Raw genomic sequence first — 18,888 nt, forward strand, 5'->3', positions numbered from 1 at the left:
ACAATAGTGTCCTTTGTGTCATGGATTTCCCGAGGTCCCCATGCGTGTGCTGCTCGTCGAAGACAACCCGAACCTTGCGCAGTCGTTGAACGACGCGCTGAGTGCCGCGCGCTTCGCGGTCGATCACATGGCGGACGGGGAGGCGGCGGATCACGTGCTGCGCACGCAAGACTACGCGCTGGTGATACTCGATCTCGGGCTGCCGAAGCTCGACGGGCTCGAGGTGCTGCGGCGGCTGCGCGCGCGCCGCAATCCGGTGCCGGTGCTGATCCTCACCGCTCACGGCTCGGTCGAGGACCGCGTGAAGGGGCTCGATCTCGGCGCCGACGATTACCTCGCGAAGCCGTTCGAGCTGACCGAGCTGGAGGCGCGCGCCCGCGCGCTGATCCGGCGCAGCCTCGGCCACGAGCATTCGCGGGTCGAGTGCGGGCCGCTTTCGTATGACAGTATCGACCGCAGCTTCCACCTCGCCGGCGAACCGCTGCCGCTAACGCCGCGCGAGCGCTCGGTGCTGGAGGTGCTGATCCTGCGCAACGGCCGCGCGATCAACAAGGAGACGCTGTCGGAGAAGATCTTCGGGCTCGACGAGTCGGTCAACGCGGATGCGATCGAGATCTACGTGTACCGGCTGCGCAAGAAACTGGAGAACACCGGTGTCGCGATCGTCACGCTGCGCGGCCTCGGATACTTGCTCGAAGCGAAGGCGGCCGGATGAATCACCGCCGGGCTTGCCTTCTTTGCATGGGGCCGCGGTACGCGCCAAAGCGCTGCGCGGGATCGGCACGTTCGCTGCTTGCCGCGGGCGCGCCAGCCATCCGCGGCCGGCCTGGCAAAGCCGGCCGGCTGCACGGGCGCGGAGCGAGGCCGCACGCGTTTTCCGCCACGCTGGTCGGTGCAGCCCGGCGGGAAGCATGGTGACACGCCCGAACCTGCGCGCACAGGTCGCGCTGTGGCTGCTGCTGCCGCTGCTCGGACTGCTCGCGCTCGACTCGTGGCTCACGTATCAGCGCGCGATGAGCGCCGCGCACGTCGCGTTCGACCGCACGCTGTCGTCGTCGCTGAAGTCGATCCGCGAAGGCGTGCGGTTCAACGAGGGCGAGATCGAGGTCGACCTGCCGTATCTCGCGCTCGAGATGTTCGAGTCGGGCGACGGCGGCAAGATCTATTACCTGATCCGCGAGGACAACGGCCGCACGATCACCGGCTATCCGGACCTGCCGCTGCCGCAGGGCGACGGCACGCTGTTCGTCACGCGCTACTACAACGTCGTCTATCGCGGCGAGCAATTGCGCATGGCCGCGCTGCGCGTGCCGGTGCACGACGTGCCGACCGCGCAGACGCGCATCGTGTGGGTGATGGTCGGCGAGACGATCGAGGCGCGCCAGGCGCTCGCGCGCGAGATCCTGATGGGCTCGCTGCTGCAGGAGGGGCTGCTCGTCGTGCTCGCGCTCGGGATCGTGTGGCTCGGCGTCGGGCGCGGGCTGCGGCCGCTGAACCGGCTGTCGGCGACGGTCGCCGCGCGCAGCGACGGCGATCCGACGCCGCTCGATACCGGCGGCATGCCGAGCGAACTCGCGCCACTCGTCGAGTCGATCAACCAGTACATCGGCCGCACGCAGCGGATGCAGGTCGCGCGGCGGCGTTTCTTCGCGGACGCGGCCCATCAGCTGAAGACCCCGCTCGCGGCGGTGCAGGCCGGCGTCGAGCTGGCGTTGCGGCCGGACGAGCAGCCGCGCGTGAACGTGCATCTGCGGCGCGTGAACGGCGCGGTGCGGCAGGCCGTGAAGATCGTCCAGCAGCTGCTGTCGCTGTCGCGGCTCGATTCGGACAGCGGCCAGGCGGTCGCGCACCAGCCGGTCGCGCTGCACCGGCTCGCGCGCAGCGTGACGCTCGACTGGTCGCCGGTCGCGCGCGCGACATCGATCTCGGCTTCGAGCACGAGGCGGATGTCGACGTGCTCGGCCAACCGGACCTGCTCGGCGAATTGATCGGCAACCTGATCGACAACGCGATTCGTTATTCGGGCGACCGCGCGGTGATCACGGTGCGCGTGTCGCGCGATGGCGACCATGCGCGGCTCGACGTGATCGACAACGGGCCGGGCATTCCGGCCGGCGAACGCGACGCGGTGTTCGAGCGTTTCCATCGCGGCAGCAAGACGCAGACGGTCGAAGGCACGGGGCTCGGGCTGTCGATCGTGCGCGGGATCGCGCGCGTGCATCAGGGCAGCGTGACGCTGGCCGATGCGGCGGGAGGCGGGTTGATCGTGACGGTGATGTTGCCGACGGTGCCGGCGGCGGCGCAGTAGAAGGGCTGGTTCGCTTGGTCGCGGAGAATCGCGGCGAATGTGAGCGAATGGCGGCGAGCGGCATCTCCGAGGGGGGGAGGGAGGTGGGCGCGCCGGCAACGTCGCGGCGGATGTCTTCGACGCATCGCCCTCGGCGGCGATGCATACGACGCGCCGTCCGCCGCCCCGCTCAGTCGCTCAATCGCCGAATCCGATCTCCGCTTCGAGCGATTGCCCGACCTCCAGCCAGGCTCCCGCGCCTTCGACGACGATCGCATTGATGCCGAAGGTCAGCGCGTCGTCGTAGTTCGGATTCGCGCGATACGTCTGCATCGTGTCGGTCGGCTCGTGCGGCCACGCCGGGTTCGGCGCGCCGGTCACCTGGTCGATCGTCGGCATCGGGCAACGCGTGCACAGCTTCACGAGGCGCAGCCGCACGGGTGTGTCGCCTTCGGCGTCCAGATGCTCGACGAAATCCTCTTCATACGCATCGAGATCCGACACGACGATGTTCGGGCGGAAGCGGTTCATCGGAATCGCCGGCGCGCCTTTCGCGACGAGCTTCGCGTTCAGGTCGTCGAGCGACGACTGGCCGATCACGAGCAGCGGATAGCCGTCCGCGAACTGCGTGTGCGTGTCGATGTCGCCGGTCCATTTGCGGTTGCAGCCGCGGCGCGCATCCGCGCTGAAGCGCGCGAGCTTCAGCGGCGTGCCGAGGAATTCGGTGAGCCATGCGGCTGTCGCGGCGCCCGTGTCGATCGCGTCGACGGTGTCGCGCCAGACGGTCGCGGCCATCTTCGGCGTGGCCGGCGTCGCGTCGCCGTCGAGCGGCGTGCGGATCTCGGGCATGCCCGGCGCGTTCAGCACGAGCGCGTCGTGCTCGAGCGCGGTGTGGATCAGCGCGAGGCGCGGGTGCGTGCGCTGCGTGATCATCATCCCGTCCGGGGTGGTGATCAGCCAGTGGCGATCGTACGCGAGGCCCGTTTCGAGCAGTTGCGCGCGCGACAGCGCGATGCCGGCGCAGGATTTGATCGGGTAGACGAAGAGTTCGGAGATGGCTGGCATGACGCTGGCTGACACGGGCAGGATGGTCGAATCGCGATTGTGCCAGATCGTGCGAAAGCCGTTTGGGCGGTTGCCGGCCGCCGCACGGCCGCGGCCGGTCACGCCAGCGGAAAGCCGAGGTCGAAGGTCGTGCGCACGTCGAGCGGCTGGCGCAACAGCCCGGCCTTCAGGTAGAAGTCGGCCGTGCGCTGCTGCCCGGCGATCACCGTCGCGTCGATCGGCTGCCAGCGCGTGTTGCGGCGCTCGAACTGCAGCTTCGCGGCCGCCGGCGGGATGCCGATGATGCGCGCGAGTGCCGCGGAATACGCGTCGACGTGCCGGTACGACCAGACCTGCGCGCGCACCACCCGTTGCAGGAAGTCGTGCAGCACCTCTCGCTTCGACGCGATCGCCGCGTCGGTCGCCGCGATGTAGCTGAAGCCCGACCACAGACCGCGGCCGTTGACGAGCACGCGCGCGCGGCCGCTCGTTTCCGCGAGGGCGGTATAGGGTTCCCACGTCGCCCACGCATCGATCGAACCGGTTGCGAGCGCAAGCATCGTGTCGGCCGGCGGCAGGAAGCGGAACGAGACGGCGTCGGGCGGCAGGCCGGCCGCGTCGAGCGCCTTCAACGTGACGAAATGGCCGATCGAGCCGCGCGTGGTGCCGATGCGCTTGCCTTTCAGGTCGGCGGCGTCCTTCAGCGTCGCGTCGGGCCGCACGAGCACGGCGGTGCCGTACGGGTCGGACCGGTTCGCGCCGATCACCTTGATGCGGGCGCCCGAGGCGAGCGCGAAGATCACCGGCGCGTCGCCGATCGGCCCGCAGTCGACGGCCGCCGCGTTCAGCGCTTCGGCCAGGGGGGCGGCGGCCGGGAATTCGGTCCATGCGATGTCGTACGCGAGGCCGTTCAGTTCGCCGGCCGCTTCGAGCAGCGCGCGCAGGCCGCCTTTCTGGTCGCCGGCACGCAGCAGCGGCCGCGCGTCCGATTGCGCATGCAGCGTGGTCGGCGCGGCGGCGAGGGCGGCGGCGGCGAGGGCGCTCGCTTGCGCGAGGAAGTGGCGTCGGGTCGGATTCATCGTGAAGTTCGGTTCGTCGGGAAAACGGTTCAGGGATTCAATGCGGGAGCCCGGCCTGCACGTCGCGTACGGGTTCGGCGTCCACGCGCAGCAGCAGCGCGGTCAGCGGATCGACGTTCGCGGCGTCGGCCGGCGCTCGCGCCGCGGCATCGGAGCGGCACAGCAAGTCGTCGGCCGACCAGCCCGCGCTGCCCGGCAACGCGCGCGCCCGCAGCCAGCCGCGCCGGTCGGCAAGCAGTTGCGTGCCGCCGAACGCAGCGGGCGGCACGCCGGCAATCGTCGCGAACGCTTGCCATGCATCGGGCGTCGATGCGACGCAGTTCGCGCGCGTGCCGACCGGCGGTGGCGGCGTGGACGGATCGCCGGCGGTGACGAGCAGCGTCTGCCAGCGCGGGTCTTCCCGAGGCGGCGTGCCGCCCGGCGCGAGCGCGACGATGCGCACGCGCTGGCCTTCGCGCCAGCGCTCGAGCGGTTGCGGCGCGGCGCTGCCGCAGCGCACGTCGAGCGCCGGCAGCGGAACGGGCACGGGCCACGCCCCTTCCGCCTGCGCGCCGCTGCCGGCCGACAGCGCTTTCAGGTAATCGAGCACGGCCCAGGTGTCGGCCGGGCCGAGCGTCGCGGCAAAGCCCGGCATCGACGCCGCGCCGCGCGCGTCGCGCGTACCGTGGCGCATGCGCCAATACAGTTCGCCGTCGAGCCGGCGGGCAAGCAGTGCGCCCGCGAAGGTCGGCGGCCAATGCGCGAGGCTCGCCGCGAGCGGGCCTTCGCCGCGGCCGTCCGCGCCGTGACAGGCTGCGCAATGCTGCGCATACAGATGCGCGCCGCGCATCAGGTTCACGACGGAAAACGCGGCGGGACTGCGCTGGAAACTCGTGGGCGCCGCCGGCGCGAGCCACAGCGACGCCGGCGGCCACGGCGCGAACCACGCGACGGCCAGCGCGGCGACCGCCGCTGCCGCCCGCCACTTGCGCGACACGAGTGCGATGCAGCCGAGCGCCGCGGCGAGCGTGGTCATCGCGACGGCGAATGCAAGCTGTCGCGTGAGCCCCGCGTCGATGCGCAGCGTTTCGAGCGCGATGCGGTGTGCCCAGGGCCACGCGGCCTGTCCGTCGGCATCGCCGGTCAGGCCGATCGCATGCAGCACCCGGGCCAACGCGATCTGTGCGCGATACAGCAGTTGCAGGAACAGGAGCGCCCAGTCGGCGAACGGCGGCGCGTTCATCGGCGCGGCCCTTGCCGCGCACCGGCCATCCTGCGAAAGGCACTGCGCATCTACCAGCTCGCATCGAGTCCGAGATGCCGCAGCGCTTCGTGACGCAGTTCGGCGAGACGCGGGTCGCCGCGATGGCGCGGATACGGCAGGTCGACACGCAGTTCCGCGACGATGCGTGCGGGCCGCGGCCCGAACACGATCACGCGCTGCGCGAGAAACAGCGCTTCCTCGACATCGTGCGTGACGAGCAGCGCGGAGAACCCGTCGCGTTGCCACAGCGCGGTCAACTCGGCCTGCATCGTCAGCCGCGTCAATGAATCGAGCTTGCCGAGCGGTTCGTCGAGGATCAGCAGGCGTGGATCGTTGACAAGCGCGCGGGCGAGCGCGACACGCTGCGCCATCCCGCCCGACAGCTGATGCGGAAACACGTTCGAGAATTCCTGCAACCCGACGCGCGCGAGCGCATCGTCGACGCGATGCTGCGACGTGCGGGCCACGCCGCGCGCCTCGAGGCCGAGCGCGACGTTCGCGCGCACGCGGCGCCACGGGTAGAGCGTCGGATCCTGGAACACGACGATGCGCGACGGATCGGGCCGCTCGATCGGCGTGCCGTCCTGCGCGATCGTGCCTTGCCGTGCGGCGTCGAGGCCCGCGACGAGCCGCAGCAGCGTCGATTTTCCGCAGCCGCTCGGGCCGAGCAGCGCGACGAATTCGCCGGCCGCGACCGACAGCGTGACGTCGTCGAGCACCGGCAGCGGGCCGCCGGGGCCGTCGAACGCATGGCTCACGCGGCGGATGTCGATGCGCGCGCCGCGCGGCGCCGTGGCGTCGAGCGCGGCGGGCGGCGTGGCAACGGACGATTCGAGAACGGCGGCGCTTACCATTTGACGGTTCCTTTCTGCCACGCGAGCACACGGTCGCGCACCGCGAACAGCAGCGCGATCAGCCCGGAAAACAGCAGCGCCATCACGATCAGCGCCGCATACATGTTCACGTACGATGCCCAGCCCTGCGCCCAGCTCAGGTACCAGCCGAGCCCCGACTTGACGCCCATCATCTCGGCGACGACCAGCACCGTGAACGACGCGCTCAGCCCCATGAAGATGCCGACGAACACGTGCGGCAGCGCGGCCGGAATCGCGACGCGCAACACGAGGAAGCGCGCGTTCGCGCCGAGCGTGCGCGCGACGTCGTAGTACTGCCGGTTTACGCTCGCGACGCCCGACCACGTCAGCACCGCGACCGGGAAGCCGGTCGACAGCGCGATCAGGAACGCGGCGGCCGAATAGCTCGTCGGGAAGAAGTAGAACGTGAGCGGCAGCAGCGCGGTGGCCGGCACGGGGCCGAGCACGCGCAGCACCGGATGCACCCAGTAGCCGATGCGGCGCGACCAGCCGATCGAGACGCCGACCGCGAACCCGACCGCGACGCCGTACGCGAACCCGAGGGAAAGCAGCTTCAGCGTGTTGCCGGCGCTGCCGGCAAGGCGCGGCCAGTCGTCGGCGTAGACCTCGATCAGCGCCTGCGGCGGCGCGAAGAACGGCGTCGGCAGCCAGCCGGTCTTGGCCGTGACGATTTCCCACACGGCGAGCACGAGCGGCAGCGCCACGAGCCACGGGCCGGCCGGGCGCACGCGGGCGAGCCGCGCACGCGTGGCCGGCACGCGATGGCCGAGCGTCGCGGCGGCCAGCAGCAGCGCGCCGATCGCCCACGCGGCGATGCCGAACGTGTCGGTGTACGCCCAGTCGGTGAAACCCACGACGCGGTTCGGCCACACGTAGGTCACCGCGCCGAGCGCGGCCCACGCGAGCGCCGCGACGACGCCGGTCGGCCAGGTGCGTGCCCGGCGGGCTTCGGCCGCGAGCGTCGCGTCGCAGGCCGTGCACGCGGGACGGGACGTGGCAGTCGCGGGCGCCGCCGCGGTGGCGGCATTGCCCGAGGTGGACGCGGTGCGCGCGGCGGACGCGTGTTCGATCGTCGACATCGCGTCACCCCAGCACGTTCGCATAGACCTGCTGCGCGAAGCGCTGCGGGTCGGTGCTCTTCTTCAGCACGCTGATGCGGCGGAAGTCGTCCGCGTAGAACGCGATTTCCTGCTGCAGGTCGACGTTGGTCGGATGGTGCGTGTAGGTCAGCGTCGCGTACAGCTTGCGCAGGTCGTCGGGGTTGATCTTCGGCGAATACTTCGCGAATGCCTTCGCGGCTTCGTTCGGGTTGTCGTGCGTGTACTCGGTGGCCTGCACGATCGAGCGTGCGAGTGCGGCGGCCGCCGGCCGGTCGTTGCGCACGAGGTCGCCGCGCGCGCCGATCACGCAGCACACCTTGCGCGCGTATTCGCCGGACAGGTTCGTCGCGAGTTCGGTGTACGCGCCGTTGCTGCGCTTCTCGAGCAGATAGAGGTTCGGGTCGCCGTCGGCGATGGCCTGGATCTCGCCCTTGTCGACCGCGACGCCGAGCAGGTCGGCCGGATACTGCCGCCACGTGATGTCGCGTTCGGGATCGATGCCGTTCTTCGCGAGCAGGATCGAGAAGAAGTGCTTGCCGGGCGCCGCGAGATCGCTGACGCCGACCGTCTTGCCCTTCAGTGCCTGCAGGGTCGTCACGCCCGCCGTCTTCGACCCGAGCAGCCGCACGCAGCCGCCGTGCGAGCTGCCGATGATCTTCACGTCGAAGCCGGCTTCGAGCGGCTTCAGCCAGCGGTGGATCATCCCGACCGCGGCATCGGCCTTGCCGGTCGCGATCGATTCGAGCAGTTGGTCGGTCGATCCGCTGTAGTTGATCAGTTCGACCTTCAGCCCGTTCTTCTCGAAGAAGCCGTTCTCCTGCGCGACGACGATCGGCGTCAGGCAGAACGCGTTCTGGTTCCACGCGAACGTGAGCTTCTTCAGCGGCGGCGCCGACCAGGCCTTGCGGCCGAGCGTGATCGCCGGTGCGGCGAGCGCGGCGGCCCCGGCCGCGCGCAGCAGCCGGCGGCGCTTGTCGTCATGGGCGCCGGTCGGCGCGGGTGCGGTGGTTTTGGTCATGGTGTGGTCTCCGGTTCCGGTCGTGCGGCGGGCGCTCAGTCGAGCAGGTCGGGTTCGTCGGCGACGACGCGCGCGAACAGGCTGTCGAACGCGTGCAATGCGCCGTCGGGGCCGCCGATCTGGCCGTGCGTGTGTCGCGCGGTCGCATGATCGATCGGTTGCGGCGTGCCGGCCGCTTCGGCCAGCAGCTGCGTGTGCGCGGCGTTGTCGAGCGCGATGTACCACCACGCGGCGGCCTCGACCGTCGGGCCGGCCGTCAGGATGCCGTGGTTCTTCAGGATCACGCCCTTGTGCGTGGTGCCGTCGGGCTTCGCGAGCGCATCCGCGATCCGCGCGCCTTCGCTCGTATCGACGACCATCCCGGTGAAGTCGTCGAACAGCGCGTGGTCCTCGTAGAACACGCACGCGTCCTGCGTCAGCGGTTCGAGCGGGCGGCCGAGCGTCGACCACGCCTTGCCGTAGGTCGAATGCGTATGCGCGGCCGCGACGAGGTGCGGATGCGCGTCGTGAATCGCCGCATGGATCGCGAACGCGGCCTTGTTCAGCGGCCGGTTGCCGATCGCGGTTTCGCCGCGCGAATTGACGAGCAGCAGGTCCGACACCTTGATCTGCGAGAAATGCACGCCGAGCGGATTCACCCAGAAGTGGTCGGGCAGTTCCGGGTCGCGCGCGGTGATGTGGCCGGCGAGGCCCGACGCGAAGCCGAAGCGCGCGAACAGGCGGAACGCGGCCGCGAGCCGCTCCTGCCGGTGGCGGCGCTCGGCGGCGACGTCGAAGCGCGGCGCGGGCGGATCGAACCAGAAATGCTGGCGCGGCGTGTCGGCGAGGACGAGGCCCGACGCGGTGCGCACGGGCGAGGACGAAGACAGGACGGCGGACATGGTCGGCATCTCCCCGTGCGTCAGGCCGCGCGGCGCGCCGCGTCGCGTGCCGCGACGGCGCTGCGCACGCGCGGAATCAGTTCGCGGCCGTAGTCGATCGCGTCTTCGAGCGGATCGAAGCCGCGAATCAGGAACGTCGTCACGCCGAGGTCGTAGTAGTCGAGCAGCGCGTCGGCGACCTGTTCGGGCGTGCCGACCAGCGCGGTCGAATTCGAGCGCGCGCCGGTGAGCTTCGCGATCTCGGTCCACAGCCGCTTGTCGACGCGCGCGCCGCGTTCGGCCGCGGCGAGCAGGCGCCGCGCGCCTTCGCTCTGCTGCGGGCCGCCGGTGGCGAGGCCGGCCGCTTCGCGCAGCCGGCGGGTTTCGTCGAGGATCCGGTGCGCGCGCGCCCACGCTTCGTCTTCGGTCGCCGCGAGGATCGGCCGGAACGACACGGAGAAGCGCACCTGCCGGCCGTGCTTCGCGGCTTCGGCGCGCACGCGCGTCGTCAGGTCGCGCACCTGGTCGAGCGATTCGCCCCACAGCGCATAGACGTCCGCGTGCTTCCCGGCGACTTCCATCGCCGCTTCCGAGGCGCCGCCGAAGTAGATCGGCACGTGCGGCTTCTGGAACGGCTTCACTTCCGAAAAACCCTGCGTGAAGCGGTAGTGCGCGCCGTCGTGATCGAACGGCTGCGTGTCGGTCCAGATGCGGCGCAGAATGCCGAGGTATTCGTCGGTGCGCGCGTAGCGTGCGTCGTGGTCGAGGAAATCGCCGTCGCGCTGCTGCTCGCTGTCCGAGCCGCCGGAGATGAAGTGCACGGCGAGCCGGCCGCGGCTGAACTGGTCGAGCGTCGCGATCTGCCGTGCGGCGAGCGTCGGCGCGGTGAAGCCGGGGCGATGCGCGAGCATGAAGTGGATGCGTTCGGTCGCCGCGGCGGCGAACGCGATCGTCAGCGTCGCCGACGGGCCGGTCGAGTGGTGCGGGACGAGGATCCGGTCGAAGCCGGCCGTTTCGTGGGCGCGGGCGAAGTCGCGCACGTAGTCGGGGTCGACGACGGGGCCGGCAGGCGGATGGATTTCCGACTGCTTCTGGCTCTGGATCATGCCGATGAATTCGACGCTCATCTGGGTCTCCGATGCAAGGACGGCCCGGCGCGGCCAGCGATGGCCGGCCGGGCGGGAATGGAGCGCAGATTACCGCCGGGATCATGCGGAACGGAAATAATCAATCCCGAATTGAATATCAGATTTGCATGGTTTGGGCGCGTGTGCGTTGCGCATACGCTATGGGCTCACGATCGGGCCGAACGGGGCGCCGGCTGCGTGTCGAGCGGGGCTTGCGCGCCGGATCCACACGACGGGAGCCGGATCGGCATCGGGTTCGGAAGCAGCGGCTCGGGTCGAAGGCAGAGTTGTGCGGCGGATGCGTGCGCGAGCACCTCGGATCCACGCCACGCGCCCCCGGCGAATCCAGCGCCGATCGCCGCCGTCTCCACGAGCCACCGCCGCCATTCGCCGAGCGATCTTCGCCACGACGTTTTATCCCGTTACCCAGTCACCGAGGGAATCCGTACCGATGTCCGCCAGCCTTGCCGCTTCCTCGCCGCTATCACCGCAGTCGTCCCAGTCGTCGCTGCGCCACCTGCCTGCCGACGATGCGCGCGTTACCGCGTTGCTCGCGCGTCTCGCGCCCGAACTCGCGGCTGACGCCGCCCGCAACGACGTCGACGGCCGTTTCCCGCACGAGAATTTCGCGCGGCTGCATCGCGCCGGGCTGATCGCGCAGGTCGTGCCGCGCGAGCACGGCGGCGCGGGCGCGACGCTCGCGCAGGCGAGCCGGATCGTGGCCGCGGTCGCGCGCGCCGATCCGGCGACCGCGCTGGTGCTGACGATGACCTACCTGCAGCATCGCGCGCTCGGCCGCGCGGACAACCGCTGGCCCGCGCGCCTGCGGCGTGCGGTGTTCGACAGCGCGGTTGCCGACGGCGCGCTGATCAACGCGCTGCGCGTCGAGCCGGCGCTCGGTTCGCCGTCGCGCGGCGGCCTGCCCGAAACGATCGCGCGTCGCGACGGCGACGGCTGGCGGCTGTCCGGCCACAAGCTGTACAGCACCGGCATTCCGGCGCTGCGCTGGCTGGCCGTGTGGGCCCGCACGGACGAACCCGAGCCGCGCGTCGGCGTGTTCCTCGTGCGGCGCGAGCGCGACACGGAAGTCGATGCGCGCATCCGCGTGATCGAAAGCTGGAATCACCTGGGCCTGCGCGCATCGGGCAGTCACGAGGTGGTGTTCGACGACGTGCGGCTGCCCGCGGATCATGCGGTGGACGTGCGCGCGCCCGATGCGTGGGCCGTGTCGGCCGCGAGTCATGCGGATGTCGATGCGCAGGCCGACCAGCAGGCCTGGATGGTCGCGCTGCTCGGCAGCCTCTACGACGCGGTCGCCCGCGCGTCGCGCGACTGGCTGCTCGATTTCGCGACGACGCGCGCGCCGAGCGGGCTCGGTGCGCCGCTCGCGACGCTGCCGCGCGTGCAGGAGGCCGTCGGCGAGATCGAAGGGTGGCTGCATGCTAACCGCGTGCTGCTCGACGAGCACATCGCGCGCACCGATGCGGGCGACCCGCCGACGGTGACGACGAGCGGCCTCGTCAAGCGGACCGTGACGGAACAGGCGATCCGCACGGTCGAGCATGCGTTGAAGCTGTCGGGCAATCACGGGCTGAGCCGCCACAATCCGCTCGAACGCCACTATCGCGACGTGCTGTGCAGCCGCGTGCATACGCCGCAGGACGATGCGATCGCGGTGGCCGCCGGACGGGCCGTGCTCGACGCGGCGGCGCGACGCGCTGCCGCGAACGCGGAAGCGGGCGGAACGTCACGCGACGCGCCGGCATCCGGTCGCGACAGCGATGCGTGAGCGGGGCGGCGGGATGGTGGGCGCAAAGGCCGACGCAAACGCAACGCCGCCGCGCAGGCGCCGTCGCGCGTGGTCAAGCGGCTTCGTCGTGCCCGGCCGCATCCGCCGGCAGCGCAAACGCGGTGCGCGCGTGCGCGGCCACGGCCAGGAGCGGCGCCTTGAAGCGCGCGGCGTCCTGCCGGTGCAGCAGCCACAGATCGATCTGCGGCTTGAAATCGGCGAGCGGGACGATGTCGACCGCGTCGCGCAGCGGGCTGCCTTCGACGAGCGGCAGCGGCATCAGCCCGATCCCGAAGCCGTTCGCGACGCTCTGCAATTGCAGGTCGCGGCCGTAGGCGTCGAGCGTGACCGGCATCGGCAGCCCCTGCGCGTCGAGCGCGCGGCGCAGCCCCGCACGAAAGCCGCAGCCGTCGGGATTGAGCACCCAGCCGCGCGCCTGGCAGTCGGCGAGCCGGTAGCTGCGGCGCGGCCAGTCGCCCTTGCGGCCGACCGCGACGAGCCGCGTGGCCAGCAGCCGCTGGCCTTCGACCTGCGGCGGCAGCACCATCTCGCGGGCCAGAAACACCAGCGCGGCGTCGAGTTCGCGGTGCGCGACGCGTTCGACGAGCATGCCGCCCCACGCGGTCGTGACCTGCGTGGCGAGCGCCGGCCATTGCGCGGCGAGCTGCGCGATCAGGCCGGGCAGCATCAGCTCGCCGAGCCCTTGCGTGAGGCCGACGCGGAATTCGCCGGCGGGCGGCCGCTGGCCGGCCGTCAGTTCGCGCAGCGCGTCGACTTCGCGCAGGATCGCGCGGCACTGCTCGAACACCTGCAGGCCGATGTCGGTCGGGCGCGGCGGCTTCGTGTTGCGGTCGAGCAGCGTGACGCCGAGCGCCTCCTCGAGGTTCTGCACGCGCCGCGTGATCGCGGGCTGCGTCATGCCGAGCTCGGCCGCGGCCTGGCTCAGCGTCTGGCCGCGAACGACCGCTGCAAAAGCATCGATATCGCTAATTTTCATGTTTGTTCTGCATGGTATTTCGGGTGCATCATGACGATCCATCATATTCGGCATCATATTCGAGGAGGCAGCCGATGAGTACGCTTTCGTTGCAGCAGACGCCGCTGCGTCCGTTCGTCGACGGGCTGGGCGCGCTGCTCGCGTCCGGCGCGAACGAGGCGCGCATCCTCGACGAGGGCGGCGCGCTGCTGGCCGCGCTCGTCGCGCACGACGACTGGCTGCCCGACGCGTTCGCGCAGCCCGATCCCGAGCGTTACCGCCAGTACCTGCTGCATCTCGATCCCGACGCGCGGTTTTCCGTCGTCAGCTTCGTGTGGGGGCCCGGCCAGACGACGCCGATCCACAACCACACGGTGTGGGGTCTGATCGGGATGCTGCGCGGCGGCGAGTTTTCGCAACCGTACCGGTTCGACGCGGCCGGCAGGCCGGTGCCGGCGGGCGACGCGGTACGGCTGCAGCCGGGCGACGTCGAGGCCGTGTCGCCGCGCATCGGCGACGTCCATCGAGTGACCAACGCGTTCGACGATCAGGTGTCGATCAGCATCCACGTGTACGGCGCGAACATCGGCCAGGTCGAACGTGCGGTGTTCCTGGACGACGGCACCGTGAAGCCGTTCGTGTCCGGCTATTCGAACGCGTGACCGGACGCGTGACGCCGCAAGTCGCGGGCGCCCCGTTGCGAGGGCGCGCCCGCGGGCATCGAGCTGCATCCGTTTTCCGTGTGCTTTCTTCACCGACTCCAACAGAATCCGACAGAGACATCGTGACGCAATCCGTTGATTCCACTTCCCGTTTCCCCGTCGCGTCGTACCAGGACGTACGCGCGCGCCTGCTGGCCCGCGACGAAATCGCGCTGATCGACGTGCGCGAGGAAGATCCCTACGCGCAGGGCCACCCGCTGTGGGCCGCCAATTTTCCGCTGTCGAAGCTCGAACTCGACGCATGGACGCGCATTCCGCGCCGCGACACGCCGATCGTCGTGTTCGGCGAAGCCGGCGGCGAGGATCTCGCGCCGCGCGCGGCCGAGAAACTCGCGCAGCTCGGCTATACCGACGTGCGGCTGCTCGACGGCGGCCTCGCGGGCTGGCTCGCCGCGGGCGGCGAACTGTTCATCGACGTGAACGTGCCGAGCAAGTCGTTCGGCGAATGGGTCGAGGCCGAGCGCCATACGCCGTCGCTGTCCGCGCAGGAGGTGCAGGCGCTGATCGATGAAAGGGCCGACGTCGTGATCGTCGACGCGCGCCGCTTCGACGAATACCAGACGATGAACATCCCGACGTCGACGAGCGTGCCGGGCGCGGAACTCGTGCTGCGCGTGCGCGCGCTCGCGCCGAATCCGGCAACGCAGGTGGTGGTGAACTGCGCGGGCCGCACGCGCAGCATCATCGGCACGCAGTCGCTCGTCAACGCGGGGTTGCCGAACCCGGTCGCGGCACTGCGCAACGGCACGATCGGCTGGACGCTCGCCGGCCAGACGCTCGAGCACGGCGCCGCGCGACGCTTTCCGGACGAGATCGCACCCGCGCAGCGTGAGGAAGCACGCCGCGCCGCGCGCGCGGTGGCCGAGCGCGCGGGCGTGCCGCGCATCGCGCTCGCGGAGCTCGCCGCGCTCGACGAACCGGGCCGCACGCTGTACCGCTTCGACGTGCGCACGCCGGAGGAATACGAGGCCGGCCATCTGCCGGGCTTCCTGGGCACGCCGGGCGGCCAGCTCGTGCAGGAGACCGACCATCACGCGGCGGTGCGCGGCGCGCGGATCGTGCTCGCCGACGATGACGGCGTGCGCGCGGACATGACCGCGTCGTGGCTCGCGCAGATGGGCTGGGACGTGCGGGTGCTCGAGCCGGCCGGCACGGCGGCGTTCACCGAGCGCGGCCAGCCGCCGCGCGACGTGCCCGCGACGCCGCAGGTGAGCGAGGTGTCGCCCGCGACGCTCGCGGGCTGGCTGAAGGAGGCGGCCGCGGGCGAGCTCGCGATCGTCGACGTGACGGCCAGCGCGAACTACGTGAAGCGCCATATCCCCGGCGCGTGGTTCGTCGTGCGCGCGCAGTTGCGCGACGCGCTCGCCGCGATTCCGCCGGCGCGGCGCTATGTGTTCACATGCGGATCGAGCCTGCTCGCGCGGTTCGCGGCGGACGACGCGCGCGCCTTGCTGCCGGCTTCCGCGGCGATCTCGGTGCTGACCGGCGGCACGGCCGCATGGATCGACGCGGGGTTGCCGCTCGAGCACGGCGACACACATCTCGCGTCGCCGCGCGTCGATCGCTACCGGCGCCCGTACGAAGGCACCGACAACGCGGCCGCCGCGATGCAGGCGTATCTCGACTGGGAATACGGGCTGGTCGACCAGTTGAAGCGGGACGGCACGCACCACTTCCGCGTGATCTGACCACGGCGCGGCAACCGGCGTGCGGCATGCGATGCGCCGCGCCCGGTTGCCGCATGTTCAGCGGCTCATCGTATGCGGCACGTTCAGCGCGCTCAGCGCTTGAACGTATCGACGGCCGTGCGGCCGACGGCCGGATCGTCGGTGAAGAAGCCGTCGATGCCCGCGCGCAGGTAGGCCTGGATCTCGCGCACCGAGCCCGCGGTGTTGCGCGTGGCCGGTGTACCGCCGTCCTTCAGCGACGCGGGCAGGAAGTTGTTCTCCGGACGGAACGTATACGGATGCACGACGAGGCCGGCTGCGTGCGCGTCACGCACGTATGACGTCGGCTGCTGCAGCGTGCCGTCCGCGGCCACCGCGATGATCGACGTCTTGTACGGGCCGACGCCGTTCGCATAGGACGCGATCTCGCGCATCCCGTCGCGCGTCGACAGGTCGCCGTAAGTGCGCTTGTCGTTCGCCTTCACGAAGTCGTACGGACGCTGGCCGGCTTCGTCCATCAACTGCACGAGCTTCCAGTTCGGCTGGCTCGACTTGATCCGGTTGCGGATCGCCTTCAGGTTCGCGACCTCGAACGACTGGATGTAGACGGTTGCCGTGCGCGCCGTGTACGGATCCTTCAGCAGCGCGTCGACGAGACGGTCCTCGAGCGGCAGGCCGATCGACTGGAAGTAGGTCGGGTGCTTGGTTTCCGGATACAGGTGGATCGTGCGGCCGGTCTGCGCGGACATCTGTTTCGCGAGCGCGACGATCTCGTCGAAGGTCGGAATCTCGAACTGGTCGTTGTACGCGGTGTTCGCCGGGCGCACCTGCGGAATGCGCTCGCGGGCACGCAGCGTCTTGAGCTCGGCGAGCGTGAAGTCCTCGGTGAACCAGCCGGTCAGCTGCGTGCCGTCGATGGTCCTGGTCGCCTTGCGGCTCGCGAACTGCGGCAGCGTCGACACGTTCGTCGTGCCGGAGATCTCGTTCTCGTGGCGCGCGACGAGCACGCCGTCGCGGGTCGCGACGAGGTCGGGCTCGATCACGTCCGCGCCGTCCTCGATCGCCTTGCGGTACGACGCGAGCGTGTGCTCGGGGCGCAGCGCGCTCGCGCCGCGATGGCCGACCACCTGGACCTTCGCGGAGATCGGCCGGGCGGAATCGGACGCCGAGACGTCGTCGCCGCCGCAGGCGGCAAGCAGGACGGCGGCGGCACAGGCGAACGGGATGCAGCGCAGGGCGGTCGGGCGCGGGAAGAGCATGTCGATGAACCTTCGGAACGGAAGTCGGTGAAAGGGCAAGCGGTCCGGCGATGCGGGGCCGGGTGAGCGAACGGGACGCGATCGTCGCACCGGATCATTACATATGTATTACTTGCGCCTTTCTGTTTTGTTGTCGCGTCAGGCGCGAGAATTGCGGGAACACGTCGCGGTCGAGACGGTGCGATCCGCCCGTCGCCGCCAGCCGGCGCCGCGATCGTCGCGCCGACGCGGTTCGGCGGTTGCGCGCCCACTTCGTCGGACGGATCGCGAGCGTGGTCGCCGGATGCACTAAACTTGCGGGACTTTTGCATCGCCGCGCCGGGCCGACACCCGCCCGCGCACGGCGATGCGGCGACTCGCGGGCCGGCGCGGGCGCCCGGCGCCCGCGTGCGTCCGGGGCCCGCGCCGGCCGATTTTTACCGACCCATGACGACGCATACCGATCCCGCCTACCTGCTCGGCGACCTGCTGAAGAACGTTTCCCGCTCCTTCTACCTGACGCTGCGCGTGCTGCCCGACGGCATGCGCGACCCGGTCGGCCTGGCCTACCTGCTCGCGCGCGCGGCCGACACGATCGCCGACACGGCGCTGGTCGCGCCCGATCGCCGCGCGGCGCTGCTGACCGACCTGCGGAACGAAGTCGAGCGGCTCGGCGACGGCGCGGCGCTGTCGCGCTCGCTCGAGGACGTGACGCGGATGCAGACGGATTCGCACGAACACGTGCTGCTCGGCTCGATGCAGCCGATGCTCGCGCTGCTGCGCGCGCAGCCGGATGCGGACTGCGCATCGATCCGCAAGGTCGTCGCGACGCTGACGTCGGGGATGGAATTCGACCTGCGCACGTTCCCCGACGAACAGTCGGGCCGCGTCGCGTCGCTGCCGAACCGTGCCGAACTCGATCGCTACACGTACCTGGTCGCCGGCTGCGTCGGCGAATTCTGGACCGACATGACCGGCGCGCACACGCGCGCCGCGCGCGGCTGGGACGTGCCGGACATGCGCGAGAAGGGCATCCGTTTCGGCAAGGCGCTGCAGATGACCAACATCCTGCGCGACTGCGCGAAGGATCTGCGGATCGGCCGCTGCTATCTGCCGGAGGACGTGCTGGCCGCATACGGCGTCGGCGTCGCCGACCTGATGACACCCGATGCGTCGGCGCGCGCGCGCGGCGTGCTGGTCGACCTGCTGCGCGTGACGCTCGACCAGTATCGCGACGCGTGCCGCTACACGCTCGCGATCCCGCGCCGCTTCGTGCGGCTGCGGCTCGCGTGCCTGTGGCCGATCATGATCGGCCTCGAAACGCTCGAACTGCTGGCCGGCCACGATGCGTGGCTCGATCCGGCGACGCCGGCGAAGGTGCCGCGCAAGCGGATCTACCGGATCATGGCGTCGTCGCTCGCGCTCGTCGGTTCGAACGCCGCGATCCGTGCGCGGATCACCGCGCTCGTCGACGCGGTGAACGCGCGGATCGCGCAGCCGTCCGCGCGCTGAATCGCGCTGAATCGCGCTGAATCGCGCTGAATCGCGCTGAACGATGCCGGCGCGTGGCGCGACCTGCATCGGCATCGCCCCTCGGCCCGCGTTCGCCGGGCCGCTCACGTCTCCCGTCCGATTGTCCGCGCGCGGACTGAAACGTTTTCACGATTTCGCTTCCCGAAACGTGGGTGTCATGAATGTCAGCGATCCTGCGCGGCGGCGTGAATCGCGGCGTCAGCCGCGCTCGCGCATTCGTAAGAAGGTTGTTGCCGAGGGCGTCTGACGACATTGGACGGTCGCGATGCACCAGTAAAAATGTAAAGCTAGGGTTTTCACCGGGAAATGTCGGAAAGGCCCGCTGCGTAA

General features: G+C 70.5%; 15 protein-coding genes and 1 pseudogene. 6 read left to right on the forward strand and 10 right to left on the reverse strand.

Going from position 1 to position 18,888, the window contains the following annotated elements; all coding sequences use genetic code 11:
* Positions 1-40 precede the first annotated feature (40 nt).
* Together DIE17_RS00745 and DIE17_RS00750 are read left to right on the forward strand one after the other, a co-directional pair.
* The gene (locus DIE17_RS00745; protein WP_044842980.1) at positions 41-715 is read left to right on the forward strand and encodes a response regulator; all 675 of its coding nucleotides are present in this window, start codon (positions 41-43) and stop codon (positions 713-715) included.
* Positions 716-914: 199 nt separating this feature from the next.
* Positions 915-2,308, forward strand: a pseudogene (locus tag DIE17_RS00750) (sensor histidine kinase N-terminal domain-containing protein).
* A gap of 177 nt (positions 2,309-2,485) precedes the next feature.
* Here DIE17_RS00750 and DIE17_RS00755 read toward each other — a convergent pair.
* The 8 genes from DIE17_RS00755 to DIE17_RS00790 all read right to left on the reverse strand — a co-directional run bounded on the left by DIE17_RS00755 (position 2,486) and on the right by DIE17_RS00790 (position 10,633).
* The gene (locus DIE17_RS00755; RefSeq protein WP_124920525.1) at positions 2,486-3,352 is read right to left on the reverse strand and encodes an MOSC domain-containing protein; all 867 of its coding nucleotides are present in this window, start codon (positions 3,350-3,352) and stop codon (positions 2,486-2,488) included.
* A gap of 98 nt (positions 3,353-3,450) precedes the next feature.
* Entirely contained in the window at positions 3,451-4,410 is a 960-nt protein-coding gene (locus DIE17_RS00760; protein ID WP_124920526.1) for an ABC transporter substrate-binding protein, read from the reverse strand.
* 37 nt (positions 4,411-4,447) lie between these two features.
* Complete coding sequence (locus DIE17_RS00765) at positions 4,448-5,632, reverse strand: cytochrome c (RefSeq protein ID WP_124920527.1); 1,185 nt, start codon at positions 5,630-5,632, stop codon at positions 4,448-4,450.
* A 50-nt stretch (positions 5,633-5,682) separates the two neighbouring features.
* Positions 5,683-6,507: an ABC transporter ATP-binding protein gene (locus tag DIE17_RS00770; protein WP_124484935.1), complete on the reverse strand. Its 825-nt coding sequence runs from the start codon at positions 6,505-6,507 to the stop codon at positions 5,683-5,685.
* Complete coding sequence (locus tag DIE17_RS00775; protein WP_124920528.1) at positions 6,501-7,607, reverse strand: ABC transporter permease; 1,107 nt, start codon at positions 7,605-7,607, stop codon at positions 6,501-6,503. The genes DIE17_RS00770 and DIE17_RS00775 overlap by 7 nt, the downstream gene beginning before the upstream one ends.
* 4 nt (positions 7,608-7,611) lie before the next feature.
* On the reverse strand, positions 7,612-8,646 hold the full coding sequence (locus DIE17_RS00780) for an ABC transporter substrate-binding protein (protein WP_044842987.1): 1,035 nt from the start codon (positions 8,644-8,646) through the stop codon (positions 7,612-7,614).
* Between the two features lie 35 nt (positions 8,647-8,681).
* Positions 8,682-9,527 carry a class II aldolase/adducin family protein gene (locus DIE17_RS00785; RefSeq protein ID WP_124920529.1) on the reverse strand — a complete coding sequence of 282 codons (846 nt, stop codon included), beginning with the start codon at positions 9,525-9,527 and terminating at the stop codon, positions 8,682-8,684.
* A gap of 20 nt (positions 9,528-9,547) precedes the next feature.
* A complete protein-coding gene (locus DIE17_RS00790) occupies positions 9,548-10,633 on the reverse strand; it encodes an LLM class flavin-dependent oxidoreductase (RefSeq protein ID WP_124920530.1) in 1,086 nt (361 codons plus the stop codon).
* A gap of 451 nt (positions 10,634-11,084) precedes the next feature.
* Between DIE17_RS00790 and DIE17_RS00795 the strand changes: the two genes are divergently transcribed.
* On the forward strand, positions 11,085-12,422 hold the full coding sequence (locus DIE17_RS00795; protein ID WP_124891610.1) for an acyl-CoA dehydrogenase family protein: 1,338 nt from the start codon (positions 11,085-11,087) through the stop codon (positions 12,420-12,422).
* A gap of 73 nt (positions 12,423-12,495) precedes the next feature.
* On the opposite strand, the gene DIE17_RS00800 is transcribed toward DIE17_RS00795, so the two are convergent.
* On the reverse strand, positions 12,496-13,419 hold the full coding sequence (locus DIE17_RS00800; RefSeq protein WP_124920531.1) for a LysR family transcriptional regulator: 924 nt from the start codon (positions 13,417-13,419) through the stop codon (positions 12,496-12,498).
* A gap of 74 nt (positions 13,420-13,493) precedes the next feature.
* Between DIE17_RS00800 and DIE17_RS00805 the strand changes: the two genes are divergently transcribed.
* Positions 13,494-14,060, forward strand: a complete 567-nt coding sequence (locus DIE17_RS00805; protein WP_044842991.1) for a cysteine dioxygenase — start codon at positions 13,494-13,496, stop codon at positions 14,058-14,060.
* Positions 14,061-14,182: 122 nt separating this feature from the next.
* Positions 14,183-15,808: a rhodanese-related sulfurtransferase gene (locus DIE17_RS00810; RefSeq protein ID WP_124920532.1), complete on the forward strand. Its 1,626-nt coding sequence runs from the start codon at positions 14,183-14,185 to the stop codon at positions 15,806-15,808.
* Between the two features lie 92 nt (positions 15,809-15,900).
* Here DIE17_RS00810 and DIE17_RS00815 read toward each other — a convergent pair whose 3' ends face one another.
* Positions 15,901-17,046: a glycerophosphodiester phosphodiesterase gene (locus DIE17_RS00815; RefSeq protein ID WP_124891613.1), complete on the reverse strand. Its 1,146-nt coding sequence runs from the start codon at positions 17,044-17,046 to the stop codon at positions 15,901-15,903.
* 426 nt (positions 17,047-17,472) lie between these two features.
* Here DIE17_RS00815 and DIE17_RS00820 point away from each other — a divergent pair, with 426 nt between their 5' ends.
* Complete coding sequence (locus DIE17_RS00820) at positions 17,473-18,537, forward strand: phytoene/squalene synthase family protein (protein ID WP_124484928.1); 1,065 nt, start codon at positions 17,473-17,475, stop codon at positions 18,535-18,537.
* The last annotated feature ends 351 nt before the right edge of the window (positions 18,538-18,888 follow it).

Source organism: Burkholderia sp. Bp9099 (genome assembly GCF_003857805.1).
Classification (GTDB): Bacteria; Pseudomonadota; Gammaproteobacteria; order Burkholderiales; family Burkholderiaceae; genus Burkholderia.

What these genes read in the sequence shown, in the direction of transcription:
- DIE17_RS00745 (WP_044842980.1), top strand. Translation starts at nt 41, where the DNA reads ATGCGTGTGCTGCTCGTCGAAGACAACCCGAACCTTGCGCAGTCGTTG.
- DIE17_RS00755 (WP_124920525.1), bottom strand. Translation starts at nt 3,352, where the DNA reads ATGCCAGCCATCTCCGAACTCTTCGTCTACCCGATCAAATCCTGCGCC.
- DIE17_RS00760 (WP_124920526.1), bottom strand. Translation starts at nt 4,410, where the DNA reads ATGAATCCGACCCGACGCCACTTCCTCGCGCAAGCGAGCGCCCTCGCC.
- DIE17_RS00765 (WP_124920527.1), bottom strand. Translation starts at nt 5,632, where the DNA reads ATGAACGCGCCGCCGTTCGCCGACTGGGCGCTCCTGTTCCTGCAACTG.
- DIE17_RS00770 (WP_124484935.1), bottom strand. Translation starts at nt 6,507, where the DNA reads ATGGTAAGCGCCGCCGTTCTCGAATCGTCCGTTGCCACGCCGCCCGCC.
- DIE17_RS00775 (WP_124920528.1), bottom strand. Translation starts at nt 7,607, where the DNA reads ATGTCGACGATCGAACACGCGTCCGCCGCGCGCACCGCGTCCACCTCG.
- DIE17_RS00780 (WP_044842987.1), bottom strand. Translation starts at nt 8,646, where the DNA reads ATGACCAAAACCACCGCACCCGCGCCGACCGGCGCCCATGACGACAAG.
- DIE17_RS00785 (WP_124920529.1), bottom strand. Translation starts at nt 9,527, where the DNA reads ATGTCCGCCGTCCTGTCTTCGTCCTCGCCCGTGCGCACCGCGTCGGGC.
- DIE17_RS00790 (WP_124920530.1), bottom strand. Translation starts at nt 10,633, where the DNA reads ATGAGCGTCGAATTCATCGGCATGATCCAGAGCCAGAAGCAGTCGGAA.
- DIE17_RS00795 (WP_124891610.1), top strand. Translation starts at nt 11,085, where the DNA reads ATGTCCGCCAGCCTTGCCGCTTCCTCGCCGCTATCACCGCAGTCGTCC.
- DIE17_RS00800 (WP_124920531.1), bottom strand. Translation starts at nt 13,419, where the DNA reads ATGAAAATTAGCGATATCGATGCTTTTGCAGCGGTCGTTCGCGGCCAG.
- DIE17_RS00805 (WP_044842991.1), top strand. Translation starts at nt 13,494, where the DNA reads ATGAGTACGCTTTCGTTGCAGCAGACGCCGCTGCGTCCGTTCGTCGAC.
- DIE17_RS00815 (WP_124891613.1), bottom strand. Translation starts at nt 17,046, where the DNA reads ATGCTCTTCCCGCGCCCGACCGCCCTGCGCTGCATCCCGTTCGCCTGT.
- DIE17_RS00820 (WP_124484928.1), top strand. Translation starts at nt 17,473, where the DNA reads ATGACGACGCATACCGATCCCGCCTACCTGCTCGGCGACCTGCTGAAG.